Raw genomic sequence first — 26,446 nt, forward strand, 5'->3', positions numbered from 1 at the left:
AGGCCGCTCAAAAAACCGCTCATTTGCGAGCGGTCCGTTCAGACTCGACCTGCACCACCGCGTCTTCCATCAACTGAAGCGCGGCGAACGTTGCGACCCGATCTTTCTTCTTGACGCCGGTCAGGCGAAACACGGACTCGACTGCCGGGTAGTCGAGTCCCAAGCGACTGGGCGGTCCCATGCCGCCAGCGAGCCAGCGCCATTGCCGTGCGAGCGACAGGAATGTCATGAAGATCGGCCAGTTATCCGGCCAGACCTCGAAGACGTGGTCACCGGTTCGAATACTCGCCGCAGCGATGGCGGCATCCGACGTGCCGAACGCACGCATCGCGTCGATTTGCGCCGGGTCGATCGCGAACGGGTTTTCACGCCAGCCGCTCCAGTGCTTCGCGGCGTCAATCAGTTTTTTTGCTTGCCCACCCGTACGCTTTCCCAGTACGCCTCGCGCAAGGCATAACGCGCCTGCGGAATTTCATACAGAGCGGTGCGGTTCGCTTCGTTAAAGTCGAGCGGCTCATTGTTGGCGTCGATCAGCCCGTCCCAGCCGACCAGCACTCTCGCCATCAGCTCCTCGAACGTCAGGTTCTCGGTATCCACGATCGCAGTGATCTCGGTTTGCGTGAGGCGCTTGAACATGACGTTGAACGTCGATTTTTCTTTCCTGCCGGTTTCGGTCGTCGTTTCGACTTCGACCTTGGTCTTGTAGCTATCCGATTGAGCGATCTTGAAGGACATGCGCATCTCCAATAAAAATAGCCCGCACTCGGGCGGGCCATGAACTATCGTTAATCTAGGCTGGCCGCGCGAACGCGCGGCCACTGGTGAGCCGAAAAATCGTGGATCGTTAATATTTACTTGATCGCGATCAGCAGCTCATCGTTACCTACGCGCGGGATCAGCGAGAGCGCGGTCTGCATCTGCACGATGCCGTCCTGATCCGAGTACTGCGGCTCGGACAACTGCACGCTCGGCGAATCGATCTGCACGATGTTGCCGGCGATCGTTCCGTGCGTAATCGACAGCGCCGCGAGCTCCGCCTTCACAACCGCCGCCCACCAGTCTTTCGACTGCACCGTCCCAAGCTCGAATGTCGCGCTGCCCGTCGCCTTCCGATCGGTCAGCTCCGCACCTTTGCCACCGACCAGGTTGCGATAGACCAACTGGTTTGCGACATCCAGCGAGAACGCGGCGAGCTTGCCCGTGAAGCCGTGCAGGCTCCAGTTCGGCGTGTAGTCCGCGCCCACCGCCTGCGGCGTGATGAACGCACTGAAGTCGATACCGACCGGAGGTGCCGCGTCCGTCACGGGTTCATAGTTGCCGATGAAATGGAACTTGATGGTCGGGACGTTCTTAGGCGTCAGATCGATCGAGAACGTGCCTACTGCGTCGACCAGTTGATGCCGCAATCCATCGAGGAAGTACTGCAGCGTCACGCGTTCGGGCTTGCTTGAGATCGGCGCATAGATGATGCTCTTGCCTTCGACAACGGTCGATGAGAATGCGCACGCACGAACCAGCGGATCCCACGGTGGCACGACGCCGGGCTTGCCGGACCCGGTCAACGCGACTTCGAAGTCCAGCTCCTGATAGTGATTCGTCACGAGCTTCTGGACATTGCCAAGCCACGGGCGGATGAAGTCCAGGTCCGCCGTTTCGGTCGTAATGGGCTTCGAGCTGATGTTTTTAACGTTCATGGCCATCGTGCCGTCAAGCACGGCGGCCGCGCCCGCAGCGGCCTGAATCGCCGCGAGGACAATCGATTTACGAGTCAGAAAAGTCACTTTTGGTGGCTCCGGTGTCGGGCATGTCTGACAGCCCGGATTCAGGGTCGACCTCGATGGCCCGCGTCGCCGGCTCATCAAAATCGGTGGGATTGGTCGAGCGCTGCACGTCCGTCAGCGGCGAGCGCTGACCGGTCGCAGGATCGAACCGATAAGTGCCCGCGCGACCGGCATGCTGGTCGTGCAGAATGGCCTGCAATACGGGGTTCATGCGCCTCCTTACTTCGAAAGGTCGTCGCGTTGCGTGCGGTAGTGCATCAGGTAATGCGTGGTGCACAGACACAGCGACCCGTTATTGCCCGCGTACACCGGCGGGTCCGTGCTGTCCTCCACCTCCTCGACATCGATCAGTTGAGGACCGGTCAGGCCCATCACGATCGGGTGCGCCACTTCGAGGATCTGGTCAGCGAGCACGTCCGGCTGCGAATCACGCGTGACGATGGTGATCAGCAGTTCGCAAAAACGATCGACATAGCCGATGTACTCCTCGCGTTTGCGTTCGCCCGCGCGGTGCGCCACGATCACGGCCCGATCGTCCAGGTCCATCGCATCGATCACCGAACGCTCGACACGCGCAAGCGCGGTGAGCGCGGGTGAATTGGAAAAGACCTCCAGCAACGTTTCCACATAAACCTGTCGCAGAATCGTCATGGCACCTTCTCCACTTCCACGATTGCATGGAACCCCGAATCGCCGGGCCGCGGATCTCGCTTGCATCGATAGAGCACGCCCTTGATACGCAGCTGGCTACCGCGCCTCAAGTGCGCATCGTGTACCTGGTACTCGATCGAGTAATCGACGGTTTGCGCCATGCCGTCGAACACGATTTCGCCGTCGACACGAAAGTCGACCTGGATATCGAACGGTTCACCAGCCATGGGCGCAATCGTCGCGGTGTCGAGCATCCCTGCGCCGCTGAAGGCTTTCCAGAAGATGCCTTCATCGAACATGGCGTCACGTTCCCTTGGTCAGCTTGATGACCGCACGCGGACGCGTGCACAGGTGAATCGGATTGGACTGCGCCTCGATCTCCGTGCCCTTGTCGAAACGCAGGTTTTCCTGCTTCGCGTAGTACGGCAGACCGTTCGTGTTCACCGCCTCCATATAGTCAGCAGGCGCGAAGCGCGTGATGAAGAGATCGGGCACGCCCTCGGGCACCGCGTACGCTTCGTTGTCGTCGATGTATCCGACGCTTCCGATACGGCCGCGATACCGCTCCCACGTGACGCCGCCGAAATCGATCGTGTCGCGCGGATCACCGCGCAAGGCGGCTGCCATCTGTGTATTCAGATACGTTACCTTGATGTCGTCGAGCTCAATCAGCCAGCGCCAGAAGGCACGTCCGCACAGCACGCGCACGCCCGCGAACGGCAACGCCCCGAGCGCGTCCTCGATCAGGTCCAGCAGGTCGGCGACCTTCTGCCGAAACGTGTCCGTCGCGCCCAACTTGAACGCGAGTGTCTGCTGCTTGAGACCAAACTGCGAATACAGGTCGACGAGCACGCTCTCGCCATCCGCATCTAGAATTTGCCCCTTTATCGCGCCGATACGGTGGAACTCGTGCGTCGCGTCGAGCTGCCGGCGCATTTTGGTGAGCCGCTTGTCGACCAACGCCTGCAGCGCTTCGAGCTCCGTTTCCTTGCCGAAAGCGCGCAGGTTCTGCACCTCATCGGCCGTGATCGTCGCGCGTTCAGGCAAGTGAACCGTATTGAACGGAATCATCTTGCGCTTGGTGCCGAGCACGACTTGTCCACCGCCTCCGCGTGGTTTGGACTCGACAAGCGAGAGCGCTTCGCCGTCTTTCTCAATCTGGACCGTCGTGGTCGTGACGCCCTCTTCCTCGAAGAGGCCGAGCGACGCGATGCGAGCCGGCACGAAGAGCGTGTCGTTGATGGCAGCGGTGAGCGACGAGAGCGAGAACGCGTCGTCGTTAAGCAGGGCGATATCCGCCATATGATTCTCCGAAAAAATTAAAGCCCGCAGCACCTGAGGTGCGACGGGCTTTACATGCAGAAAGGGATTGATTCGACCGACTACAGACGCGTGGCTCAGCGAACGATGATGTGCTGCTCGGCGAGCGATTTTTGAGCCGCAGCGTCGAGCCCCGTCAGGACGGCACCGGCAACCTCGGCGAGACGCACAATGCCGACCGCGCGCCGGGTGGCAGTCGATTGCTCAAGCGGCGCATACAGGATGCCGACCGCAACCTGGTCGCCATCGACGGCGGCCGGGTCGTATGCGCCGTAGACGTTGGCAGCGGTCTTGCCGAGCACCTGGCCGGCTGGCAGCGCATCGCCCGCTTCGACATCGATGTTCTCGCGCGAGATCTGGCCATCGCCCTCCGACAAGAGGAACTCGGCGGTGTGAATACCTTCGGTTTTAATCATGGATCAGCTCCTCTCTGGGGCAGTGGATTGCTTCGCCCCGGTCCTGCGGGCGGCATAAATGGACGTGCGGTGTGGACCGCTCGCCTGTTGCTGCAAGTCGACCACCGGCTGCCGATTGTTCAGCGCGGTCGTCGATTTGTTGGTGACGCAGTCAAAGAGGCGTGCACGCACTTGCTCAGTATTCAGGCCCGTCGCGACGAATTCGGCCGCAAGCTCGGGCAGCTTGGCCGCCGCGCACAAGCTGCTGATCTCCCGAGCGCTAACCATCGCTGAGTCGATCGTTGCGCGGTCTTTAAGGCCGGTCGATGCGACGATGCCTTCCGCGAAGCTCAACAAACCGGCTTCGCGGCATGCGCTAAAGACGTGTGCGGCCAGCACACCCGGCGCCTCCTGGAGCACGACAGGATCTTTCGGCGGGGGTGGCGGAGGATCGATGGGTTCCGGTTCAGGAGGATCACCGCCAACGGTCGGATCGGGCACCTCTGCTGAATCAATGCTGGCCTGCAGGTCCGTTGGCGTGCTCTTGAACTTCGCCACCAGCTCAGCCGTTCGAACCGACGCGGAGAATTTCACGGGCTGCTCGATGACATCCGCGAAGCCAAGCGCCTGTGCTTCCAGTGCCGTCATCCACGTCTCAGCATCGAGCATGTCGATGATGGCTTGATCTTCCAGACTGGTCTTGTTGCGGTACGCAGCAACCACACCGTCGCGCGTCTTATCCATCAGATCGGCGGTGGTGCGCAGTTCGTCGGCCGTCCCCGCCGTGACGGTCCATATGTTGTGAATCATCATCATGGCGTTCTCGGGCATCACGACCTGGTCGCCAGCCATCACGACGAGCGACGCGGCGGACGCCGCGACACCGTCGACACGGGTCGTCACCTTCCCCGCGTAGCGACGCAGCGCGTTGTAAATGGCGAAGGCGTCGAAGACGTCGCCGCCGGGCGAGTTGACCGCGACAACGATTTCCGTCGCTCCGGCTGCGACCGCTTCCAGTTCGGCAATAAAGCCCTGTGCGGTAGTGCCCCAGAAACCGATTTCGTCGTAGATGCGGATTTCGGCCACTGCGGCGCCGGCCGCGTTGGTCAGTGCCCGCATCGAATACCACTGGCGCTTCTTGGTCATGGAAGAATGTCCTTCGTTGAATTTGTTGAGTCGCCTGCCACATCGAGGACGCGCGCGTCAGAGTCATACCGAAGCTGCTGCGCGTCCGCCCGCGCGTTGTCCACCGCGTTTTCTTCATCGATCGTTTCCGGGTCATCACCTTGTTCGAGCACCACCGCCGACCGGCTGGTAAAGCCCGCACGCACGGCCATGCGCTTCGCCTGCATATCCTGCACGGGTTGCATGTAAGGCCAGCCCTGCGGCACCCAGCGCACGCGCAGATATTCGCGACGTGTGCGATAGAAGTCAGGCATCGACATCGCACCCGACAACGCCAGCGCATCGATCCATGCGGCCCACACGCGCCGGCAATACTGGTGAATGAATACGTTCCACTGGAGCTGCTCAATGCCGCGCCGAAACTCGTTCAGGATCACGCGCAGCACACGGTCGTTGACTTCGCGCAGATCGCCCGTGAGCACCTCATACGGAAAACCGACCGACGCAGCCGCTGCCATCAGTTGCTGGCGCATGAACGGCGCGTAATCGGTTCCCGCGCCGGGTGGCGTGGAAAACTTGATCTCTTCATCGTCGCCGAGCTGCTGCAGCGTGCCGGGTTCGAGTGACGCGATCGGCGTAAAGCCGTCGCTATCAAACTGCTCGTCGCCGCCCGTTAGCTGATTGAGCGGTGGCACACCATCACCGCCGTCCTCATGCTTGCGCGTAATGAACCCCGCGAACAGGTTCGCGAGTTCCTGCCGAAAGAGCACAGCGTCGTCGAAGTTATCGAGCGACTTAAGACGCAACAGGATGGTGGCTAGTTCGGTAACACCACGCACCTGGCCCGGCCGGACCGGCTTGAACACGTGAATGATCTCGTCGGAAGGCACCCGCACAAGGTTCTGCCCACCTTGCGCAGGCCTGCCGTATTCGCCGGGATGACGCCGCCACATGTGATAGGCCACACGGTTAGCATCGGCATCGAACTCGACGCCGCTCACGATCTCGGCGCCGTTAGCGAGCACCTGGTTCTTTTCAGCCGGCACGAAATCCGACTCGAACTGGCGAAGCTGCAACGGGACCGGCAGATCGGCCGATGGCCGGCGCAGCACCAGTCGCGTGAACGCCTCACCGTCCGTAAAGAACGAGGTCGCGGCAAGCGTCTGCAGCCCGTACACGTCGAGCAGCCCGTCCGCATCGGCCTCCGACGCCCAGTCATCCCACCAAAGCTTCAGCGCCTTGCGCACGGCCGGGTCAGGATGCTTCGGGTGAGGCTGGATGCCCGTTCCGATGACATTCGACACGAACCGCGCGACCGATGTCTTCGCCCACGGGTCGTTACGCACCGCGTCCCGTGCGCGGCCCCGCATGAGCGGCAGGTTTTGCGCCGCCGCGAAATTCGGTCCGACACCCGAGCCCTGCCAGTTGCGCGTCCGGCTTCCTGACGAACTGCCAGACTCGTAAGCCGCTGACGCCTTGAGCCGCGTGGGCATCACGAAGCCGCGTTGTGTGAGGGATGGATAGGCTTTCCCCATCACACCCCCTTGCCGGCGTTGCGCAGGCGAATCGAACGCGAACGGCGACGCGGACTCGCAACGCGCAGCTCACGCACAATCTCATCCTTAACCGCGAGCAGCTCGGCGATCGACCGATAACGCACGCGCTTATCGCCCTTCTGAATTTCGATCTCGCTGCCGGCAGCAATCGCCGCCTGTACGCGCTGGAGATCCTCCTGTGTATAAGCCATATCCGTCCTCAGCGACGTTTGAGATAAGTAGAGCGGCCGATGCGACGCGCCGGTAAACGAGAAACCCCGCCGGGTGGCGGGGTTTTCAGTGTTTGCAACGGTTCGCTGTCGGCTTCGAGGTCCGGCTCATCAACCGGTGGTGGCTCATGTTCCGGCATCATGGGCGGCCCGCCGAGCAAGTCGCCTTGCCTTGGCGCGACTCGCTCGCGTAAAGCCGCCCACATCGGTAGCGTGTATCGGTGCAGGTCTAACGCATGAGCCGCAAACATTGCATAGACCGTACAGTCGAGCGCCTCGTTACGCGAGTTGGTCTTGCGTTTCATCCAGCGATGTTCCTCACCGCGTGGCCCCTTCTGTATCACGCGCACTTCCGCGGTGAGCTGCTCGTAGAACGCTGCCTGGAGGTCACTCGCGAAGTGAACATAGCCGGGACCAGGACGATCGAGCTGCAATCGACCGAATACAAGATCCTTTGCTGTATCCGTGCCGACGTGCCATAGCCGCACACCGCGTTTGATCGTCTCGCCCTTGTAATTCACGTCCTGTCGCGACGGCTTGCCCTTGATCGGCTTGCCGGCTACCGGGTCGCCACGCACGGCAAAGATCCGGCGCGCAGCGCGCGTACGGCAGAAGTTATAAACGTGGTGCGTGAAGTGACCCTGTGTGTCGATTCCCACCGCTTCGATACCGAGGCGCTGCCCGCTTGCGTGCGCAAAGGCACTTTGCAGATACGCATCGAGCTTCGCCCAGTCGTTCTCGTCAGCGGGATTCGCATCGAACACGACGTGATCGATGACCCACGATTCCTCGCCCGCACCCCAGCCCCACACCACGACCTCGAAACGATCGTCCTGAACGTCCACGCCGGCGGTCAGCACCAGCACGCCCATCGGCAGAGAGCGAAGCACATACGCATCGGCGCGCTTCATGAGCGCTTCGTGGTCCGTCTCTTCGACCTCTTCCTCCCAGGTCTCACCCAGCGTTGTGTTCACGAACGTCTTCAGTTCCGACGTGTCGCCGGTCTTCGCCTTTTCGTTCGCCGCTGCGAACTCGCGCACGATCTTGGTCCAGCTAACCTGCGGGCTGTACGCCGTCCAGATCATGAAGGCGACCGACCGGGGGATCGGCGCAACCCGTCCGTCGACATACCGGAATCGGCCCGCATGATCGATCCACATACCGTCGCTCGCCTTCCACCGCCCGAGCTCCCATACGGTCAGGTACTCGGCCTGTGAATATCCGACGCCGCACAGCGGACAGTGATGCACCACGCCTTCCGGGTCGGCAATAGAGAACTTGAAACCGTACGACAGTTTCTTGCCACCCCATCGCATGACGTGCTCGCCGCTGCAGTGCGGGCACGGAATGTAGAACAGGAACTGCTTGTCGCATTCGTCGTGGCGCGATTCGATGAGCGAAAAACCTTTGAGCTTGGGCGTGCTCCCGAAAATCATCTTCGGGAACGTCGCGCCTTCCACGCGCTTTGCCGCGAGCATGCCGGGTGAACCCTCCTTCTCGATATCGCGGTCAAAGCCGTCGGCCTCGTCCAGATATCCGACGTCGACCGACAATCGCCGATAATTCTTCGCGGCCTTCCCGCCCCGGATATGCAAGGTCGAGCCGAGGAAGGTCTTCTGCCGCAGCGTGTTGTGCTTACTGCGCTGCATGTACGACGGAAAGACGTCCTTCATGACCTCGACGTCGCGCAGCATGGGCTCGATTTCGGTCTTAACGAACTCGGCCGCATCGTCATCAGTCGGTTGCCACACGCACTGGTTACGTCGGCGATGGTGTGCGAAGTAACCCATCGCGGCCATGATCATCTTGGTGTAGCCGACCCGCGCCGATTTCTTGAACACCACCTCCTCGATATCGTCGTTCGAGATCACATCAAGAATCGCTCGCTGGAATGGATATGCCGTCCACCGCTGCTCCACGTAGCTCGATTCTGCCGACAGGTAGAAATGCTCCTCTGCCCACTTCGACAACGACATCGGCGCGGGTACGGCAAGGGAGCTAAGCCCCTTCGTAATCGCCTTTTGAATCTCCGTCTTCTGGATCCCCGTCTTCTGCGTCGTCGTTGCTTCCATCGATTGCCTCGTCCAGTCTCATCGCCGCAGCGGTATTGCGCGCCCGGGTGATCTCGGTCTCGATCGCATCGATGTCCGACGCCGGCAAGTGAGGAAGGCGACGTTTCACCTGCGACGGGATCGCCTCCAGGATTGCGCTCACGCGCCGGCCGACGCGCGCACAGGTCGCTTCGAGCAGAGCGACCGGCGCGAGCTCCCGCCTGCGCTCGGCGTTCATCATCTCGATCTTGATGCGCTGCTCACGCGCCAGTAGCGCACGCTCCTGCGCCAGGTCGAGCTCGCCCGCCGCATAACGACCAGCGGCCTGCTCGCGCAGGTTGCCGCAGTACTCATGCAGCCATTCACGCACCGTGCCACCGGGCGAGAGCACGCCCCGAGTCATCAGGTCGCTGACCGCCGGTTGAGAGATGCCGACCATCGCGCCGAATTGGGCCTGCGTCGCCGTGGCGTCGATGCTGATTTCCCTAGTTTCCATAGCGGTCACGGTATAACCCCCTTAGGAAAGTCTCGTGAGTAGTTTGCGAACAGGGTTCGAATTACCCGTGAGCGCCCCTCTTTTATAGGGTCCCCGGCACCCGGTCTAGCGGGCACTGCCGAGCGCATCGGCCATCGCCGTCTGCATTTCATCAGCCGCGATCGCATCGAACACGGCCTCTGCCGTCTCGTAGAACGGCAGACGCGGCGCGTACTCGGGCACGGCCTTCGCCTCAAGCAGCACCGGTTTGATCGCCCAGCCGCCGGCGAACGGCACGCGAATCCAGATGCCCGGGGCAAGGTGGCGCGCGCGGTACAGGCCGGCGACGAAGTAACGTGGTTGCGCACGCGCCCTGACCTTGTTCGGACCTACCGCCTTGCCTTCCCGTCGATCACGGGACCGTGCTGTCTCGTTCGCATAGCGGTCGTTCTGCCCGCCGAGCTGAGAGAGGATCTTGGCGAATTGACCACGCACCATGTTGCCGTAGCCGTCGAGCTGCGCACCTGCACCGGGGACGAAATAGTTCGTCACACCGACACGCTGCATCAGCTCGTGCACACGGTCGATGTTGGACGACAGCGCCCGCTCGAAACGCTTCACTGATCGACCACCGCCGGTTACCTCGGGCGACAGGTATTTCGCAGCTGATGTCCCCTTCGAGGTCGCATCCTTGTACTTGACCTGCGCTTCGAGGTTTTGCTTAGTAGACCGCTGCACATACAACGCGTTCAGCGTGTATCGCGTAGGACTGTCGAAGACCTCGTTCATCTTGCCGACGATCGCAACCTGCGTCTTGTCTGCAATGGCGTTCAACGCGCGTGATGTCGCGAATGGAATCTGTCGCTGCACCTGATCGTCGAGACGCGCCTGCAACTCAGACGTGTCCAACTCGATCTTGATCTCAGCCATCGATTACCTCGCGCCCAATGCAAAAAGCCCCAAGCTTTCGCATCGGGGCTTTAACGATTCTTCCGGGCGAACGCAACCCCGGAAAGGCCGCGTCACTCGGTAGATACCGGATTCAAATTGTGGATCGAAGTGTAATTGACGGTTTTCTGTTCGGCAAGATTTTTTTCCTTCAACCGATCTATCACCGTCTGCATGTCCACACGTCTTGGTCGAACGTCCTTCAGTGCCGCCTCGATAGATCGTTTCGCATGGGCCAGCGCCAAGTCGAAGACCGTCGTCGGTCGGGGCTTAAGGCCGAGCTTGCGGCAAATGAATGCCGGGTGCGCATGCCAGATGTACAGCATCTGCAGGATCTTTTTATCGAGCGGCAACAGCTTGCGCCATGCGATCTCGACAAGCTGAGCGTCAACAAGATTTACGGTGCTCTCGACTGACCGGCCTCCCACTGACGGGAAATAAATGTTGGCGATCGTGGAGTCTGCGTGCCCGAAGCCACCGCTCTGCGCAAGCGCCCAATTGTTCAAACGTTCTTCCAACGTCATGCGAGATCCCTCGGTTAGTCTTCGTAAAAGCCGATGTGCTCTCGGCAGTAGCCGCGCCGCGATGACCCGGCGCCGATGATCGTGGTAGCGATGTGTGTGCAGCGGCGCCCGTGTTCTACGTGCGCGCATTGACGGTCGTCGGCTGGAGGGGGTGCCGCAGTCTGCGATGGCACTGCACGCTTGGCCGCATTGCGTCGGATCACCAGGTCATCCCACTTATGGCGAAGCTTGGCCGGCGAGAGCACGACCTTGTGCCAGAAGGCATCCTCATTCGCCCAGCGGAACAGCACGGCGATTTGCTCATGCGTTCGACCATCCGCATGTCGCATCTCCTCGATGTCCGCAGCCCATGCCCGCAGATCTGGCTCTCGGAACCCGGCATTCAATCGACGAAGGCGCTCAAGCATCCAGCTTGCGAGCGCTTCGTCCTTCTGCTGAAATTCTCTTTCTGCCTCGCGCGTCTCTTCGTTAACCGCTGTGGGTTGCTGTAGAGAGGGTTTATTAGTATTTCTGTTTACTGGTGTATTAGTCGGCAAATTCTGCATGCGGGCAACGCCGCCGGAACCTGGTTCCGATGAAACCGCTGCGTTTGCTGCTCCGTCGGGGAAGTCGAATCCTGAAGATTGGCTTTCATCGGCAAATGACGACATGACGGGGGGTTGCCCGCCTGCAAATGACGACACATCGATCGCACTGTCATCGGCAAATAACGACGTATCAGGCGTAAATTTGCAGGCTGCCGAGTCCTCAGCTAGCTCGTCGGCCAACTCGAAATCGACGGATGCGCGAAACCGCGCTGCGACGTCCGCAGGCACAGACAGTCGATAGCAGCTGTGCGCATGGCGACGATTGGCGCGCCGGGTTAGCCAGCTCGTCAGCCAGCCGCCCGCTTCTGCGATCCGGATGTGGTCTGCCACGCACCGCACCGATAGGCCGGCGTCGCCAGCAATGCGTTCCATCGACGGCCAGCACACATCGTCCATCGCATTCGCGTAGTCCGCGATCACGAAAAGTACGAGCCGCGTGCTGGCCGGTAACTCGCTCTGTTTGATGGCTTTGCGCCAGTTGAAAAATTGGGTTGAAGTCTTCATGCGAGTTAATGGCCGTGGTCCGAAGTGAAGTTTTCGAACCGAGTTAGTGCGCTTTTGAACGACAATCGATGCGTGCCGAGTGAGCCGTTGCGTTGCTTGGCGATGATCAATTCGGCGCAGCCCGTGTCCTGACTGTCCGGGTTATAAACTTCGTCGCGGTAAATGAAGAGAATCACATCCGCGTCCTGTTCGATCGAGCCCGACTCGCGAATATCCGACATGACGGGGCGTTTGTTTGGTCGCTGCTCAACGCCGCGATTGAGCTGCGACAGCGCAATGATCGGAACCTTGAGTTCTTTCGCCAGCAACTTGAGCGACCGGGATATGTCGGAGACCTCGACGGCCCTGTTATCGCCGTTGCCGTCACCGGACATCAGTTGCAGGTAGTCGATCACGATCAGACCGAGGGGCTTATCGAGCTTGCGCTGCAAGCGCCGCACCTTTGCCTTGAGGCGCAGCGGAGTGAGCGCTGCGCCGTCGAGCGTGAAAATAGGCGCGTCGACCAACGATTGCACGCCGTGAGTCATTCGCGGCCAATCCTCATCTCGAAGGTTCGCCGTGCGCAGTTTGTGCTGGTTGATTCTAGAGTTCGCCGACAACAGGCGAAGTGCCAACTGATCGGCAGGCATTTCGAGCGAAACGACCGCGACGGGCAGGCCGAGCTTCGCGGCGACGTGTTCGGCGATGTTCATGGAAAGCGCTGTCTTACCCATCGAGGGGCGCGCGCCGATGATGATCAGCTCGCCCGGGTGCATCCCGTCAGTCGCCCGATCAAGATCGATGAAGCCGGTTGCCACACCGCCGATTTGATTTTCGCCGCCGTTCTGATAACGCTCATCGATGGTTTGAACCACCCGCGTCAGCGCTTCGTTTAGCGGCCTGAATTCCTCTTCGTCCTGGCGCGTGCCGTCCGAGAGCCGCATCAAACTCGACACCGCGATATCGAGCAATTCCGCCGCGTCGCGCCCGGCAGGCCGATGGACGTTTTCAATCATTTCACTCGCCACGCGACGCATCGCGCGAAAGACAGAGCGATTGCGGACTATGGTTGCGTAGTGCCTGATGTTCGCGGCGCTCGGTGTGTTTTGCGACAGTTCATTGAGATAGCGCAACACGTCTTTTAGCTTCGCCCCGGTCGCCTGAAGGCGCTCGAAAACCGTGATCGGATCAGCCACCCGCGCCATGACGATCAGTTCGGTTATTGCAATGAAAATCAACCGGTGCTCATCGGTCGTGAAATCATCTGCATTCACCACGCCACTAATTGAATCGAACCCGTCATTGCTAAGCAGCAGGCCGCCTAATACGCTCTGCTCGGCCTCGATCGACGCGATAGGCGCGTGCGTTTCCACTGGGTCTTTTGCACCCATATTTCCCCCCGTATGCAATCTTGATTTATTCGTTCGTCAGGCCGGCCGCAGTGCGGGCGGTGAGAATGGTTTTCTCGATCTGTCGCTGACCTTCCCTGCCGGCATGCTCGATGGCGTCGGCCTCATGCGGCTCGATCTTTCCGTCTTCGGCTGCCTGCCAGACCTCCTGAGCAAGCTTGCCGGTTTTATCGCTGACGCCCAGTGCGGCTGCGATGAGCCCTTGCACACCATCTCGGGCAGTCGGTGGCTGGACTGGCGTCGCAACCAAGCCAAATCGCGCGTTGAATGCATGCACCGCGTCGAGTGCATGAGGTTGATTTTTCTCGAGCATCCACTCGATCAACAGCTCAAACATCTCGGCGGATACGCGCGCCCCTTCCACCTCGCGCAGCTTCAGCCGCAGCGATTCGCCGCCGATCTTGATCCCACGCCGCTCGGTCAAGAACCGTGCGGCGTCCTCAACCTTCCCGGGCGTTTTAATAACCGACGTGTAGAGCACATCCATCCAATTGATTTCGCTATATCTGCAGGTCACGTGGAACCCCTTGTGGATAACTATTTTTCATGCTGTTTACGCGAAGCGCATTTCTCTACGATTCGCTTATCAACCAACCTCTTGGTGACCCGAATGCCTAAGAAAGTAAGCGCCGCCATGCAGGTGAGAACCATGAGCTTCCGCAGCCGCAATACCCCGAGAGCAGTGGGCGTACCAATTTATTGTTTCCCATGCCGAGCAAAGGAAGCGATCGCTCAACAGACCGCGTCCACAAAATCCTGTGACCGTGCGGCCTTTCGCACATTCGTCGAGCGGTTGCTACACAACACTCACGTGACGGCCGCGCTCGATGAAACAAACCGGTCTGGATAGAGGATTTCCATTTCGGTGATTTCGCTGGTCCCGTAGTACGCGACTAATGCTGCAGCCGCCCGACGCGAAAATTGCGCCCCCCTCTCGATTCGGCTCAGATTTCCCTGATCGATTTCAATGGCGAGCGCCACTTGCGCAACGGTCAGGCCGCGACGCTTCCGTAGACGGCGAAGAGGTGTTTCTTCCTGAGACTGGTCCATGTCACCACCAAATATGCGTGTGACGCATCCTAGCTGACGCTCAAAGAATGCGCAACACGCTTTGCGCCTTACGCATTAACCGTGAACAATTCCGTATGGAAAAAAATCCTCCCTTCCGGTTGACCCTCGGTTCCAACATCCGTAACCTTCGTAAGGAACGGGGTTGGACGATCAACGAACTTGCTAGCCGGCTCGACAGCGATGTGGGAAATCTGTCCCGGCTGGAGCGTGGCCTACAAGGATGCAGCGATGATTTGCTGCAGAGAATCGCAACAGAACTTGGCACGACCCCCGCAGACCTATACCGGGATCCCTCAATTCAAAGCGTGCGCCCGGCTTCCCTTGGAAGTCGGCGGGTTCCGGTCATAAATTCAATCCAGGCCGGGAATTTGAGGGAAGTGGTGGATTATTTAGAGATATATGCCGCGACGGAGTACCTAGAAACAGACGTTGACGTGTCCCCTCGCGCCTTCGGATTAACGATTGAAGGCGCGTCAATGGAGCCGGAATTCGTTGACGGGGACAAGGTCATCATTGACCCAAACATCATTCCGCAACCTGGCGATTTCGTTGCGGCCAGAAACGGGCGTCAAGAAGCGACCTTTAAGAAGTACCGGGCGCGCGGGGTATCAGCGACTGGAACTGAAGTTTTTGAATTGGTACCTTTGAACCCGGACTACCCGACTATTTCAAGTGACCAGATGGAGCTTCGCGTTATCGGCGTGATGGTCGAGCATCGTCGATATCGCCGTCGACGGTAGTCGATTCCCGTCACCCTGCATGTCAGGAAAAGACAGAGCCCGCAAACGCGGGCTTTTTTTGCGCAGAAATTTGCGCTTGACGCATTAATTTACATGCGTACAATGCAATTCCACATATGCGTCACACGCATTTATTGGAGTTGCGATGAAGACCTTCCGCAGTTACGCCTCGACGAAAATCGACCAGCCCAGCCGCCGCGCCATCGCCCTGAAACGCCCTGGGGCCACCGACGTTCGAATTGTGCGTATGCAATTGCGCATCGCGCGATACGCGGCCTCCCGTGACATCGCTCGCTGCAACGACTCAGCGATGGAACCTCGTTTCCTCGAAAAGCTCGCGTCCGGCTGGCCGTTCGAAAGCGACTGGCATCCCTTGGCCGTGCTCATTGCGCTCTACCTGATCGCGTCGAGCATTGCTGCTCCCTTCGACCTCTGAGGGCGCACGCCATGAAAATCAAAAAGCCCATGCCGCTTTGGCAGATTTGGCTCGTGATCATCATCGCGGTGCTAGCCACATGCACGGTCGACTCGGACGAGACCGAAGTCCCCGCCGCGCCGGCGAACGCCGGTCGCTCGCTGTGAGGCTCGCCATGCCACAAAGCCAAATCCCAAATCATCTGCTGCGCGTCGAATGGCAACTGCTGCACTTAGTCGGCAATTTCGAGTCGGCAATTCAACGTCCCGAAGTACGTCAGACGCTGGAGTCTTCAGCTCGAGCCCGTGAACTGCGCGACGAACGTCGAGTGCGTGAGCGCGGCGACGTGAAGCGACGTGCTGCGGGCGACGACGAATGAGCCATGTCGAGATGCCACGTCCGTTGCCGCAAATGTGCCGCCCGCCGATGCTTTCCACGCCCGCTGGATCACTACCGGCGACTACCGGCCTGCCGAACGTGCGGCAAGCGCAATTACCGCATCGACCGCTGGATGAACCGGCGCGACACCCGCAAGGCTCGATGCTTTTGCGCCGGCTATTGGTTTCCCCACCGGCAAAGCTCTCTGTTTTGCTGGTACCGAGCAGACGGCACAGACCGTTTTCCCGGCGACCCTGACTTCGCCGACCGCAATTACGACGGCCTCGCGGCCTGACCCACGCTCCACCCACTAAGAGGCGCACATGTCTTTGTTCTCTTCGCTGCACCCGCTCGCCCAAAAAGCAACGTTGATCGTCTTGATCACCGCCGAAGGCGACCAGCTCCGCGTCAATGTCACGCCACAGGTGGCAGAAGACAAACCCGGAAAGAAAACGCTTTATCCCCTTTCGATTCTCGCGGCACCCGATGAACTCGACCGCGATTTCGCTGAGGCAGTGTCGATCTACGAGCCGGGCGTGCTCTCTGTGATCGACCAGGCGTATCGCGCGAGCGCAGCGAATGGCGGTAGCAAAGCGACCACGCCTGCGCCTCTGGCCCCGGGCGCGGTTACCAAAGGTAAGCCCGGAAGAAAGCCTAAATCGATGGTCATTGACAATGCGGCCGAAAAAACTGAGCCCGCCGACCCGGCCGACCAGAGTGCAACGCCTGCAGTCGACCCGCGGCAAACCAGCATTCCCGGCATCGACTCCGGCGCCGCAACTCAAATCGACCAGCCGGAGAACGCACCGGCCAACACCGTGGAACAAGCCACCGCCGAATCCGATGACATGCCCGACGCGGGCGCACTCGACCTGATGTAAGGATTACCAATGAAAACCGAATCCCTCGCCCGCGAGTTTCGATACAACGGCGCGAAGCTGACCGATCCGTCTCCGAAGTTTTCGCTGCAACAGATACGCGATTTCTATGCGAACACCTACCCGGAAATCGTCAATGCCGAGATAGAAGGCCCGGAAGTGGTAGCAAATAAAAACGTCTACACCTTCAGGCGCGCTGTCGGCACGAAGGGCGCGCACGACGTTGTGAGCGCGCACGCGAAGATCGGTCTGGTCCTCTCAGCCGGCCACCGCGTGTCGCCAGCAATCCAAGCGTACCTGCGCGAGGTGGAATGGATTGCAGCGGCCCACGCGTTCGCGTTGCTCGACGAGGAACTCTCGTTCATCGACGCCCTGCACGCGCGCTATCAGGCGATCCCGTCATGACCCTCGACCAGCTCCGCGCCGATATCGCACGCGGCCCGTTATCCACCGGCTCCCACACGATCGAGCGCTCATTGATCGACACACCGCTGGCAAGCAAGCTTTTTCGAATTGCTGAGGAGCGTCGTAACGGGGCGCGACTGCAACTGCCGCACAACCATATGCCGATCCTGCCATGACCTTCAGCGCCCTTTCGCTTCCGTCGCTCGCCGGCATTCCCGGCACATTCACGGTACCGACCGAATCATCGTTTGCTCGCCCGTTTCTTATTTCGCTCATCGACAGCGGGACCGTCACCGAGGCCGACATCGAACGCCATTCGAAGTCCGAGCGCTCAATCGCCAAAGCAGCTCTATCGCGCAAGTGGAACGATCTGACTGAAGGCATGACGGTTTTCGACTGGCGACTTCGGATCGAACAGCAAGCGCAATCGCCGCATTACGGCCGGCCTCAAGACCTGGAAGTTTTGTGGGCAGTGATTCACACGACAGAAGGCCCGGTGTCGTGCGCCGAGCTGTGCATCGCCGGCCCGATGACAAAGCTCGAAAGGGTGCGCGAAGGATTGGGCCAAACTGTTCTTGCCACGCTCTATGACGCCTTCCGCATGCTGCCGAACATCTGCACGCCTCTTTGGGCGGTTGGGTTCGCCGAGTATCTGTATTGGTACGGCCACGACAACGAAAAGGATGCCCTTGAGGAAGCCGCCGAGATGGCCGGCTGCAGCTCCGTTGACGAGTATCTAAAGGACAACGAGTTTTTTACTCGCGACCAGTTCTTCAACGGAATGCCCGAATGGGCAGCGTTCCCCAAGCGCGTCCTGACCCGACGACAAGTCCAACTCTGTGCAAAACGCGACGCGTACGCAATGGCCGTCTTTGAGGCAATGGAGTCCTTGTGGAACATCGTGCGGTTCTACGGGCCTTTTGCCGATGTTCAATCTGCCGACGCCGGCGCGGACCTCGTTGATTTCACCCTGTTTGTTCGGTGGGATCACAACGACGCAATGGCACGCGTGCTTGACGACTATCTGCAACACGCGGGGGAAGGCGAAGCGGTCGTAGCCGCATCCGTAACGCCGATCAATGTTGTCGGCGGCGATCTGGCCGAATGGCTAAATCGCATGACGTCGACCGCCCTGCTTGCGAAAGCCGTGGAGCGCGTTATCGGGCTTTTCAATAAGGACGAGGTCCAGCCCGCTAAGGCCCTTCTCGACGTGTTCGCACCGGTCGAGCAGCGCGTCCGTGTGACTGTTTGAACGGAGGACGCGATATGAACGACGTCGTCATCGAATGCAGCAGCGATATCGAACTTGAGCTCGAAAGCGCACTGCTCTTCTATCGATCGCAAGCCGGCAGCAACATCTACGCGACCAAGCATAGCGCCCGCGTCGTCGATGGCGTGCCCGCGCTTATGCCCGGCGTGCCACTCACGCTTGACCAGCTCGCCGACATCGCAGAGGTATCAGCGAAGCGCACCGCGTTTCGAGGATTTGTGCACGAGCGGGTCGTGTATCTTGCGCCTAACCAGATTGCCTGGTGGGTTCCAGCTCGCACTCGGCGGGTATGGTTCTCGACACAAGACGAGCTCGGCACGCGCTCCGGCGACGCCGCTCATCCGCCGCTTCTGTTCGTCGTCAACAAAGCGCACTGGTTTGTGTTCGCACTTCGTCAGAATGCCCGGCCGGATTCATCGACAAAATTGTATGTCGCGCCCTATTACAACGTCTGGGAGGGCGGTGAAATCTGCACTGGCAACGTCGCAACACCGGACACCATCAACTCAGACGCGATCAAGTTGTTCGAGGACGCGTTCTTTCGAAGCCGCTTCACCCATTCCAATGCTGCGCGACTGGTCAAGAGACGCGGCGGCGCCGAGCGCCTTTGGCTCGATCTCCTCGACGGAGCTGCGTTCCCGATGAACGCGCTTGTCGACAGCAAAACCACCTTGCAGCAAGTTATCAACCGAATCGCCAACGAGCGGAGCTAACCGTGAGCATGAAAGAGATTTTTGAGAAATTCGATGCGTCCAACAACCAGAACGTGAAAGCGCTCGGAGACATCCTCTCGAGCTTTTCACGAGACGTCGCGGCTGAACTTGAGCGACTGATCACGCGCCCGATCGCGGCCACCGAGGGTGATGAAAACCTCACGCTTGATGCCGCGCTCTACGACAGTGCGCCCACCGTTGTAGTGCCCACACACGCCAAGTTTGCGCCGCTCGTCGATATCGGTCACCGCTTCCTGATGGCGGCCGAAGGCGTATTTGTCGAAGTACGGCGACCGTGGCTACACGTGATCCAGCAAATCGCAAAGCACGGCCCAACCGGCCCGCGTCCGCCCTGCGGAACAGTCGAACCAAAGGTCGAGCTTGCGTTTGGAAAACTTGGCGTCGCAATCCCGTCTATTCGGGCATTCGCCGAGGAAGCGCGCAACGCACTGCCGAACGAGCATGCCGCGTGGATCGTTTGGGACCAGGAACGCAAAGAGCTGGCTTATCGCCCGCTGCGCGTCTCATCCGCGACTCCCGGTTCGATCACTTTCGATCACCCTGATCTGCCAGCAAATGAAAGCCTCGTCATCGACATTCACAGCCACGGGGCTGGCGCGGCTTTCTTCAGTGACCAGGACGATGCCGACGATGCCGGCGAGGTGAAGATTTCCGCCGTGCTGGGTGGGCTTGCCGAAGGCGGTATCCCGAGTGTCGCATTCCGGCTGTGCGTGCTCGGCATGTTCGTCCCGCTGAAGGTTCCAGCATCCGCGATTTTCAAATCCACGGAGCCCGCATGATCACGCTAATTGTAGCTACAGCATTTGTCGTCGGAGCGTGCTTCGGCTTTCTCATCCACGGGATTGTGGCGCCCGTCGCCCAGCGGGATCAAATCAATCATCAAGTGGAGGTGACACCCAAATGCCGCACCTGACACCTGCCGAGTTTCTCGACCGCAGAGTCAACGTCATTCTGATCGGTTGTGGCGGCAACGGCTCGCAAATGCTGACCGGGCTCGCGCGTCTAAATCACGCGCTGACAAATCTCGGCCATCCCGGTCTTCACGTGACTGCGTTCGACGGGGACGCTGTGAGCGAAGCGAACATCGGACGCCAGATGTTCAGCCGGGCCGATGTCGGTCAGTACAAAAGCGTGGTGCTCGTTCATCGGATTAATGCGTTTTTTGGTTTCGATTGGTGCGCTCGGCCAAAGCACGCAGGTGCTGATGAATTGGTTCGGGCCGGCGGAGCGCTGGTTGCAATGTGCGTTGATAGCGCTGCCGCCCGCGCGAAGCTCGCGCCACTACTTCGAAAGACTTCAGGTTATGTGCTCGACCTTGGCAATCGTGCGAGTGATGGCCAAGTCATATTCGGTTGCGATCGTAAGCCGGTTGCGGGCAGCACCGCACTGCGATGGACTTACGACGTGCTGCCCGAACTGATAGACACAACCGCGCCCGAAGACGACACGCCAAGCTGTGGCCTCGCGGAAGCGCTCGAGCGTCAGGAGCTTTTCATCAATCAGGCGATCGTGACACCGGCGCTCGGCATCCTTTGGGAATTCTTCAGGTACGGCCAACTGACATGGTGTGGAGCATTCGTGAATCTGAAAACCGGCCACGTACGGCCGCTACCTGTGGACAACTCGAAATGATTTCACGAGAAAACAGCGTGCGCAGCGTTGCATTTCTGATCAACCTTACTGAAAGGGTAACTGATATCTGCATTCGCGACCAAATGTTCGTCGACCAAGACATGTCGATTTTTACTGACATCGCCGAGATCATTGAAGAGATCTTGGCGCAAGGAGACGCAGCGACCAACGAACCGAAAATCAATCGGAACCAAGCGCTATCTGAGGGAGTAGCTGCACCGGAAATGATCGCCACGATACCGGGGGCGAAGCCGGGTGAGGCGCGCAGGAACTTGGTCAAAGCCACTGCTTTGCTACTAGCCGAGATTGAGCGTATCGATCGAGGTGCGGAAGAAGGCGCTGCGTTTTGAGCGGCGTAAAGCTAGACGTTTGGATGTCGGAAATCACCCACCGCATCTACATCGGGCACTGCCGTGAGGTCCCGAATGGAATCGTGTCCTATGAAAAAAAGGACGTTACCGCACAGTGCATCAATGGCGCGGCCGCGCACTTGGTCGCCATCGGCGAGACCGATGTAATCGTGTCCCTCGACAATGGCAAATACCGAATTCAGATTACGAAAGCCGAGCCGCTCTTGCCTGTACCCAAATTAGCAGCGCGCCGAACGACGGCGGAGGAAACACAATATGACGACGGTACAACGGGCCATCGACGCCGCACGTCCGAACAATGGCCTTGAGCACTCCCCTAGGCCAGATCTGGAGTCGCTGCGATTCATGCGGCTCCCTGAGGTGTGCCACAGAGTCGCGCTGAGTCGAACCGTAATTTATGCGCTTATAAAGGAAGGACGATTCCCCACGCCGATCAAAATGGGGTATGCCAGTCGTTGGCTCGAGTCCGAAGTACAGAAATGGATTGTCGATCGCATCGGAGAAAGTCGAGCGACCGGGAGCACGTAGAAACGACAGATAGGACATTACGCTTTCGCAGTAAACCCGGCATAGTCCGGGTTTCTCATTTGGCATTCTCAAGTGGCTTAGTCCCCACCTAGTGTCTGCTAAGGTGGCTGTAATGCGCAACCATAGGCTGTTGCCCTTCCCATCTATCTGGCGAACTTCTCTGGCAGCCCCGATGTGATCGTTCAGTCTCCCTTGCCCACGGAGCATTGTCAATTCAGACTCCGACCATGGGACAGTCTCTCCGCAGCGCTGGAAATTCACCATTTTTCTCGGAACGAATTGCTAATATTTGGGCCGTCTGAGAGACTTCCTTTGGAAAATCATAACGCTGGTTAAACTTAGGCGCGGGGAAGACAAAAGTGAGCGATTACCGGCTAGATCGACTAAATACGCGAGAATTCGAACATCTCTCTCAAGCTCTATGTAAGAAATTTGTTGCTATTGGCGTAACACCGTTCGGGGACGGCGCCGACGGTGGCCGCGAAGCGACATTTGAGGGAAGAATGGACTATCCTTCGGCGTCGGATCCATGGTCCGGTTATCTAGTAGTGCAATGTAAGTATCGGCAACGCTCTATCGGCGATTCGTCCAGCGATACTGACTGGGCCGCAAAAGAATTGGAGGCAGAGTTATCTAAATATCTTCTACCTCCCTCCGATGACGCGCCCAAAGTCAGAAGTAAGCAACGGCGTCCACCTGTCTACTACATTTTCATAACCAACGCGGTCCTAACGGGTAATATCGAGACTGGCGGACACGATCGGTGCGCAGCGATCCTATCCGAGTATGCCGGTCGGCTTGGAATACAACGATCTGCCGTCTGGGGTTTTGACGAACTTCGCACCTTCCTCGATTCGGCTGCCGAAATCAGGCAAGCGTATCTGGGATTCATCTTGCCTGATGACGTTCTCCATAAGGCGTTAGAAACTCTATCAATTCAAACTCCAGATTTCGACCGCATCCTAGCTGGCTACCTACAGAAAGAATTGCAAAGCGATTATGCGGCAAAACTGGAATCGGCCGGTCAACACGATGAGCGACGCACGGTTCCCCTATCACGGGTCTTCATCGATCTACCCTTTACTTCGAACAAAGACAAATCACTTACTGCGTCTGACAACCATTCCACGTTAGCACGCGCGCTTATAGACCTCGGAAATACTGTTCTCCGAAATGTTGAAGCGTCCAAGGCGCGAGCGGCGACATTTGGAAGAATCGCGATAGTGGGCGGCCCAGGCCAAGGAAAAAGCACAATCGGGCAATACCTCTGCCAGTTGTACCGGGCAGCCCTTCTCGAAAATTCAGAAGTTCTTGATCCGCACTGCATTCAGATATTGGACGAAATCAGAGATGCTTCACACGATAAGGTTGGTTTGATGCCTCTATCGTTGCGCTTCCCATTTAGAATCGTTCTAAACCGCTTCGCAAGTGATTTGGCTAAAAACGAAAATCTGACGATTGCTGAGTACGTCCGATTACGAATTGAGAAGCTCGGTGGTTTGGGGGTCGTTCCACTTACAGCATTGAAACAATGGCTTTCGGGTTATCCTTGGATTTTTATATTTGATGGCTTAGATGAGGTTCCATCGAGCAGCAATCGTGCGCAAGTTCTAGAAGCAATTCAGCATTTTTTGGTTGATCTAACTGTTGAAAAAGCGGATGTGATTGTAATTGCAACGACGCGTCCCCAAGGATATTCGGACGAGTTTGCAAAATCACATTTCTCTCATCTCTATTTAACTCCTTTGTCGGAAAATCAAGCCCTTAGTTATGGGTCATCCCTTCTAGAATTTCGCGCTAATGGCGATGCCGAAAAATTTGATACGACGCGACGGCGCTTGACAACCGCAGCACATACCGAAGCCACAATGCGGCTTATGTCTAGCCCGTTACAGGTAACAATAATGGCTACGTTGGTCGAACGCTTAGGCGAACCACCTAAACAGCGGTATCGTCTGTTTGAAGAATATTACCGCACAATTTACACACGAGAAGCGAATCGGGAGGGCCCGCTCTCCGATTTGTTACGTGACCGCAAAACCGACATTGACACAATACACTATCGAACCGGTCTTTTATTGCAAGCTGAATCCGAACTGGCGGGAAAAACAGCGGCCCAACTGAGTTTGCGCCGTTTTTTAGACTTGGTCCGACAACGTATTACGGAACAGGGTTTGGACGGTAGTGAGGGGGCATTTCTAATTGATGAGATCAAAACCTCCGCGTTGGACCGGTTGATTTTCCTCGTTAGTCCCCATGACGAAGAAGTTGGGTTTGAAATCCGTTCGCTGCAAGAGTTTATGGCTGCGGAGGCGATGGCGCGAGGAACGACGGAGCACCGACGCCTCCGCATAGAAGAAATTGCTCCAATTACTAACTGGAGAAATGTCTTTCTCTTTCTATTTGGGAAATTATGCGACGAAGACAGTGTCGAGTTGCTGGATAAAATAACCTTGTTATGTGACGAGCTAAACGACCTTGAATTGAACCCCGAGCATGCTTCAGTGAAATGGGGATCGCGCTTAGCCCTAGACATTTTATCAGACGGTGCCACGCGACCGGCGCCAAAGCGTGAGCGTAAGCTGCTGCGCACAGCGCTTGAATTGTTGGATCAGCCTTTCGCAACGGGACCTCATGAATTTTCGTCGGTATATCACGAGAAGCTAGAGGATCTGTATCGGGCGAAGATTGATCCCATTCTAGAATCTGAATTTCAGAAAGAAAAATCATCGGGAGCGTGGGGAGTATTGAATTCTCTCGCCAATAGAGGCGTCGAATGGGCGCGCGTATCCTATGAAAACCTGTGGTATAAATTACCCAACCATCGCGCAAAATATGCGGTAGGCGGTGATTTGTCGATTTTTAACTCCTGGCATTTGCCGAGGGCGATTGAGCTGATTCCTCAGCTGGCCCCGTGGGAGGCGTTTTCCTTTACGGAGAGCGAGGATGAGGCTGCAAACGTGGATGTCATGAAATTATGGCCTCGTTGGTTATTTGGCTTCAACCATATTGCTAATAAACACTTTGCATACGACCGCAACAATAATCTGACTGGGATCTCGGTTTCTTTCGAATGTGATGGTGAGTTAGCAATGGGCGCGATCGAGCATCGTTTACTCGGCACACCTCTTGACGTCGACGCAGCCACCGCTTTCTTGGACATGCCATCGCCGTGCGAACATTGGAACAGCATTTTTGCAGCAATTAAGTTCGCGCTATCGCCAACTAGAGAAACGTTGGCATCGGCTCTTCGGGTAATCGGCGCTCCTGATACGCATAAGCTTAGTTGGCGAAGAAACTGGTTTAATGCGATCGCGCCTTGGCCGCTGACCAGCTTAATGGACGGCCGTTTCGATACGGCGACGGCTAATTCACTCGCTTCTCTAGCAGAAAGTGGCCACTTTGGGGACTTTGAGGACTGGAACGAAGCGGAGAGGCTTGCCCAGCGGGAAGTAGCCAGTTACAACCTTTACGACCCAGGGCCATTACACGGTTACGACAAAGACTCATTGGGCCGCGGATTGCCACTGGCCGGCAGTGCTGGATTGACCACGGACCGAGAAAAAACTGACTTCCTGTTTTGGGGAACCCTTGTGAAGGAGCAACAAGGATCTGCAAACGAGGCATTAGTTATGCGCTGGTTTTCTTCGCAGTTGTCAAAGTTTGTTGTGGAGAGCAGCGAACCGAACGTCGAAGTTGCTAAGCTGCCCACGGCCATGATTCTTTCTTACATTCAGTGCCTTAAAACACAATCGGCGGCCGTGGATAGCTCAACACTCAACGTGCTCCTTGTCCGATTTAGTCAACCAGATGCAATCCCCGAGATTTTGGACGAAATCTGTTCGGGCCCCAGCTTGTCGTGCTTTCCTCACGGCCAGCAACCTTCGCTCGGTGAAACGATTCGGGAAGCGGTTATCCGCGAGCGCCTTTCAGCGCGAGCGATTCTATGGGCGAATTGGTGCACCAAAAACGGAATTGTGATCGGATTATCGCAAGCACATCTGGAAATGTCCCCTGCAGTCGGGAATTTGACTCCTTATCAGATGGCTTTGCTTCGGCTAGGGGCAACCGATCTGACCGAGGGTGAATGCAGGTGCATATTGGAGGGTCTTGCTCGCTGTCGGTATTCCGCAGCGGCATCTAGTCACGTCGTGGCGTTGTCAGCAGCGATTGAACGACTACCTACCGGCGCGCACGATGCTGTTCGAAAAGTAGCCTTGTTATCTTTCATCGACGACTCCGACTTAGGGGAAAACGGGAGCTTAGAAGGGGCCTATTTGTATTCCTTGTACGAAGTCCTAGACGAAAGACGTTCTGCGCTTCGAACGTCCCCAGAAAAATGGGCTGAACTCGGCTTCCTACCCGCGCCAATAGATTGATCTGGGCGACGATCCTCTGTTCGGAAATCATCATGAGAACATGGGTCGCCTCTTTCATAGTGGATGACCGTGCCATGTCTTCGAATGACACGAGTAAAAATAGGGGGTATCTCTGGGGGTACATTCTCACG

Annotated in this window: 34 protein-coding genes; 15 read left to right on the forward strand and 19 right to left on the reverse strand. The window is 58.0% G+C overall.

Annotated features, from left to right (window positions below; translation table 11 throughout):
* Window positions 1–19 precede the first annotated feature (19 nt).
* The 19 genes from ACSOSP_RS08375 to ACSOSP_RS08465 form a co-directional block, all read right to left on the reverse strand.
* Window positions 20–328: a DUF1799 domain-containing protein gene (locus ACSOSP_RS08375; protein WP_455310564.1), complete on the reverse strand. Its 309-nt coding sequence runs from the start codon at window positions 326–328 to the stop codon at window positions 20–22.
* A 71-nt stretch (window positions 329–399) separates the two neighbouring features.
* Window positions 400–735: a hypothetical protein gene (locus ACSOSP_RS08380; protein ID WP_455310565.1), complete on the reverse strand. Its 336-nt coding sequence runs from the start codon at window positions 733–735 to the stop codon at window positions 400–402.
* 116 nt (window positions 736–851) lie between these two features.
* Window positions 852–1,781 carry a phage tail tube protein gene (locus tag ACSOSP_RS08385; protein WP_455310566.1) on the reverse strand — a complete coding sequence of 310 codons (930 nt, stop codon included), beginning with the start codon at window positions 1,779–1,781 and terminating at the stop codon, window positions 852–854.
* Entirely contained in the window at window positions 1,762–1,992 is a 231-nt protein-coding gene (locus tag ACSOSP_RS08390) for a hypothetical protein (RefSeq protein WP_455308845.1), read from the reverse strand. The genes ACSOSP_RS08385 and ACSOSP_RS08390 overlap by 20 nt, the downstream gene beginning before the upstream one ends.
* 8 nt (window positions 1,993–2,000) lie before the next feature.
* Window positions 2,001–2,432 (reverse strand): hypothetical protein, encoded by a 432-nt coding sequence (locus ACSOSP_RS08395; protein WP_455308844.1) that lies wholly within the window; start codon window positions 2,430–2,432, stop codon window positions 2,001–2,003.
* On the reverse strand, window positions 2,429–2,731 hold the full coding sequence (locus ACSOSP_RS08400) for a head-tail joining protein (RefSeq protein WP_455310567.1): 303 nt from the start codon (window positions 2,729–2,731) through the stop codon (window positions 2,429–2,431). Before ACSOSP_RS08400 ends, ACSOSP_RS08395 begins: the two co-directional genes overlap by 4 nt.
* A 4-nt stretch (window positions 2,732–2,735) precedes the next feature.
* Complete coding sequence (locus tag ACSOSP_RS08405; protein WP_455308842.1) at window positions 2,736–3,734, reverse strand: major capsid protein; 999 nt, start codon at window positions 3,732–3,734, stop codon at window positions 2,736–2,738.
* A 95-nt stretch (window positions 3,735–3,829) separates the two neighbouring features.
* On the reverse strand, window positions 3,830–4,168 hold the full coding sequence (locus tag ACSOSP_RS08410) for a head decoration protein (RefSeq protein WP_455308841.1): 339 nt from the start codon (window positions 4,166–4,168) through the stop codon (window positions 3,830–3,832).
* Window positions 4,169–4,171: 3 nt separating this feature from the next.
* Entirely contained in the window at window positions 4,172–5,293 is a 1,122-nt protein-coding gene (locus tag ACSOSP_RS08415; protein WP_455308840.1) for a head maturation protease, ClpP-related, read from the reverse strand.
* A complete protein-coding gene (locus ACSOSP_RS08420) occupies window positions 5,290–6,807 on the reverse strand; it encodes a phage portal protein (RefSeq protein ID WP_455310568.1) in 1,518 nt (505 codons plus the stop codon). Before ACSOSP_RS08420 ends, ACSOSP_RS08415 begins: the two co-directional genes overlap by 4 nt.
* Window positions 6,807–7,019, reverse strand: a complete 213-nt coding sequence (locus tag ACSOSP_RS08425; protein WP_455310570.1) for a phage head-tail joining protein — start codon at window positions 7,017–7,019, stop codon at window positions 6,807–6,809. The genes ACSOSP_RS08420 and ACSOSP_RS08425 overlap by 1 nt, the downstream gene beginning before the upstream one ends.
* An 8-nt stretch (window positions 7,020–7,027) precedes the next feature.
* On the reverse strand, window positions 7,028–9,109 hold the full coding sequence (locus ACSOSP_RS08430) for a phage terminase large subunit family protein (protein WP_455310571.1): 2,082 nt from the start codon (window positions 9,107–9,109) through the stop codon (window positions 7,028–7,030).
* On the reverse strand, window positions 9,036–9,584 hold the full coding sequence (locus ACSOSP_RS08435) for a terminase small subunit (RefSeq protein WP_455310895.1): 549 nt from the start codon (window positions 9,582–9,584) through the stop codon (window positions 9,036–9,038). Before ACSOSP_RS08435 ends, ACSOSP_RS08430 begins: the two co-directional genes overlap by 74 nt.
* 105 nt (window positions 9,585–9,689) lie before the next feature.
* Entirely contained in the window at window positions 9,690–10,493 is an 804-nt protein-coding gene (locus tag ACSOSP_RS08440) for a hypothetical protein (RefSeq protein WP_455310573.1), read from the reverse strand.
* A 92-nt stretch (window positions 10,494–10,585) separates the two neighbouring features.
* Window positions 10,586–11,035 carry a hypothetical protein gene (locus ACSOSP_RS08445; RefSeq protein WP_455310574.1) on the reverse strand — a complete coding sequence of 150 codons (450 nt, stop codon included), beginning with the start codon at window positions 11,033–11,035 and terminating at the stop codon, window positions 10,586–10,588.
* A 14-nt stretch (window positions 11,036–11,049) separates the two neighbouring features.
* A complete protein-coding gene (locus ACSOSP_RS08450) occupies window positions 11,050–12,126 on the reverse strand; it encodes a helix-turn-helix domain-containing protein (protein ID WP_455310575.1) in 1,077 nt (358 codons plus the stop codon).
* A gap of 5 nt (window positions 12,127–12,131) precedes the next feature.
* Window positions 12,132–13,496: a replicative DNA helicase gene (dnaB, locus tag ACSOSP_RS08455; RefSeq protein WP_455310576.1), complete on the reverse strand. Its 1,365-nt coding sequence runs from the start codon at window positions 13,494–13,496 to the stop codon at window positions 12,132–12,134.
* A 25-nt stretch (window positions 13,497–13,521) separates the two neighbouring features.
* Window positions 13,522–14,001, reverse strand: a complete 480-nt coding sequence (locus ACSOSP_RS08460) for a phage regulatory CII family protein (RefSeq protein WP_455310577.1) — start codon at window positions 13,999–14,001, stop codon at window positions 13,522–13,524.
* 320 nt (window positions 14,002–14,321) lie between these two features.
* Window positions 14,322–14,564, reverse strand: a complete 243-nt coding sequence (locus ACSOSP_RS08465; protein WP_455310578.1) for a helix-turn-helix domain-containing protein — start codon at window positions 14,562–14,564, stop codon at window positions 14,322–14,324.
* Between the two features lie 47 nt (window positions 14,565–14,611).
* Here ACSOSP_RS08465 and ACSOSP_RS08470 point away from each other — a divergent pair, with 47 nt between their 5' ends.
* From ACSOSP_RS08470 to ACSOSP_RS08540, 15 genes are all read left to right on the forward strand, one after another.
* Window positions 14,612–15,325, forward strand: coding sequence for a LexA family protein (locus ACSOSP_RS08470; RefSeq protein WP_455310579.1), 714 nt, complete (start codon window positions 14,612–14,614; stop codon window positions 15,323–15,325).
* A gap of 145 nt (window positions 15,326–15,470) precedes the next feature.
* Window positions 15,471–15,761, forward strand: a complete 291-nt coding sequence (locus tag ACSOSP_RS08475) for a hypothetical protein (RefSeq protein ID WP_455310580.1) — start codon at window positions 15,471–15,473, stop codon at window positions 15,759–15,761.
* Window positions 15,762–15,772: 11 nt separating this feature from the next.
* Window positions 15,773–15,907 carry a hypothetical protein gene (locus tag ACSOSP_RS08480; protein ID WP_455310581.1) on the forward strand — a complete coding sequence of 45 codons (135 nt, stop codon included), beginning with the start codon at window positions 15,773–15,775 and terminating at the stop codon, window positions 15,905–15,907.
* An 8-nt stretch (window positions 15,908–15,915) separates the two neighbouring features.
* Window positions 15,916–16,119 carry a hypothetical protein gene (locus ACSOSP_RS08485; RefSeq protein WP_455310582.1) on the forward strand — a complete coding sequence of 68 codons (204 nt, stop codon included), beginning with the start codon at window positions 15,916–15,918 and terminating at the stop codon, window positions 16,117–16,119.
* Between the two features lie 322 nt (window positions 16,120–16,441).
* Complete coding sequence (locus ACSOSP_RS08490; RefSeq protein WP_455310583.1) at window positions 16,442–16,999, forward strand: PRTRC system protein E; 558 nt, start codon at window positions 16,442–16,444, stop codon at window positions 16,997–16,999.
* A 9-nt stretch (window positions 17,000–17,008) separates the two neighbouring features.
* Window positions 17,009–17,401, forward strand: a complete 393-nt coding sequence (locus ACSOSP_RS08495; RefSeq protein WP_455310584.1) for a PRTRC system protein C — start codon at window positions 17,009–17,011, stop codon at window positions 17,399–17,401.
* The gene (locus ACSOSP_RS08500; protein WP_455310585.1) at window positions 17,398–17,577 is read left to right on the forward strand and encodes a hypothetical protein; all 180 of its coding nucleotides are present in this window, start codon (window positions 17,398–17,400) and stop codon (window positions 17,575–17,577) included. Before ACSOSP_RS08495 ends, ACSOSP_RS08500 begins: the two co-directional genes overlap by 4 nt.
* Window positions 17,574–18,653, forward strand: a complete 1,080-nt coding sequence (locus ACSOSP_RS08505; protein ID WP_455310586.1) for a PRTRC system protein F — start codon at window positions 17,574–17,576, stop codon at window positions 18,651–18,653. The genes ACSOSP_RS08500 and ACSOSP_RS08505 overlap by 4 nt, the downstream gene beginning before the upstream one ends.
* Before the next feature lie 14 nt (window positions 18,654–18,667).
* Window positions 18,668–19,384 carry a PRTRC system protein B gene (locus tag ACSOSP_RS08510; RefSeq protein ID WP_455310588.1) on the forward strand — a complete coding sequence of 239 codons (717 nt, stop codon included), beginning with the start codon at window positions 18,668–18,670 and terminating at the stop codon, window positions 19,382–19,384.
* 8 nt (window positions 19,385–19,392) lie between these two features.
* Window positions 19,393–20,184 (forward strand): PRTRC system protein A, encoded by a 792-nt coding sequence (locus tag ACSOSP_RS08515; protein WP_455310589.1) that lies wholly within the window; start codon window positions 19,393–19,395, stop codon window positions 20,182–20,184.
* Window positions 20,185–20,305: 121 nt separating this feature from the next.
* On the forward strand, window positions 20,306–21,037 hold the full coding sequence (locus ACSOSP_RS08520; RefSeq protein ID WP_455310591.1) for a PRTRC system ThiF family protein: 732 nt from the start codon (window positions 20,306–20,308) through the stop codon (window positions 21,035–21,037).
* Window positions 21,034–21,387 (forward strand): hypothetical protein, encoded by a 354-nt coding sequence (locus tag ACSOSP_RS08525; protein WP_455310592.1) that lies wholly within the window; start codon window positions 21,034–21,036, stop codon window positions 21,385–21,387. Before ACSOSP_RS08520 ends, ACSOSP_RS08525 begins: the two co-directional genes overlap by 4 nt.
* Entirely contained in the window at window positions 21,384–21,716 is a 333-nt protein-coding gene (locus tag ACSOSP_RS08530) for a DUF7446 family protein (RefSeq protein ID WP_455310593.1), read from the forward strand. The genes ACSOSP_RS08525 and ACSOSP_RS08530 overlap by 4 nt, the downstream gene beginning before the upstream one ends.
* Window positions 21,717–21,753: 37 nt before the next feature.
* A complete protein-coding gene (locus tag ACSOSP_RS08535; protein ID WP_455310595.1) occupies window positions 21,754–21,936 on the forward strand; it encodes a helix-turn-helix transcriptional regulator in 183 nt (60 codons plus the stop codon).
* Window positions 21,937–22,295: 359 nt separating this feature from the next.
* Window positions 22,296–26,315: an NACHT domain-containing protein gene (locus ACSOSP_RS08540; RefSeq protein WP_455310597.1), complete on the forward strand. Its 4,020-nt coding sequence runs from the start codon at window positions 22,296–22,298 to the stop codon at window positions 26,313–26,315.
* Window positions 26,316–26,446: the final 131 nt, after the last annotated feature.

It is taken from the genome of Caballeronia sp. KNU42 (assembly GCF_053760385.1).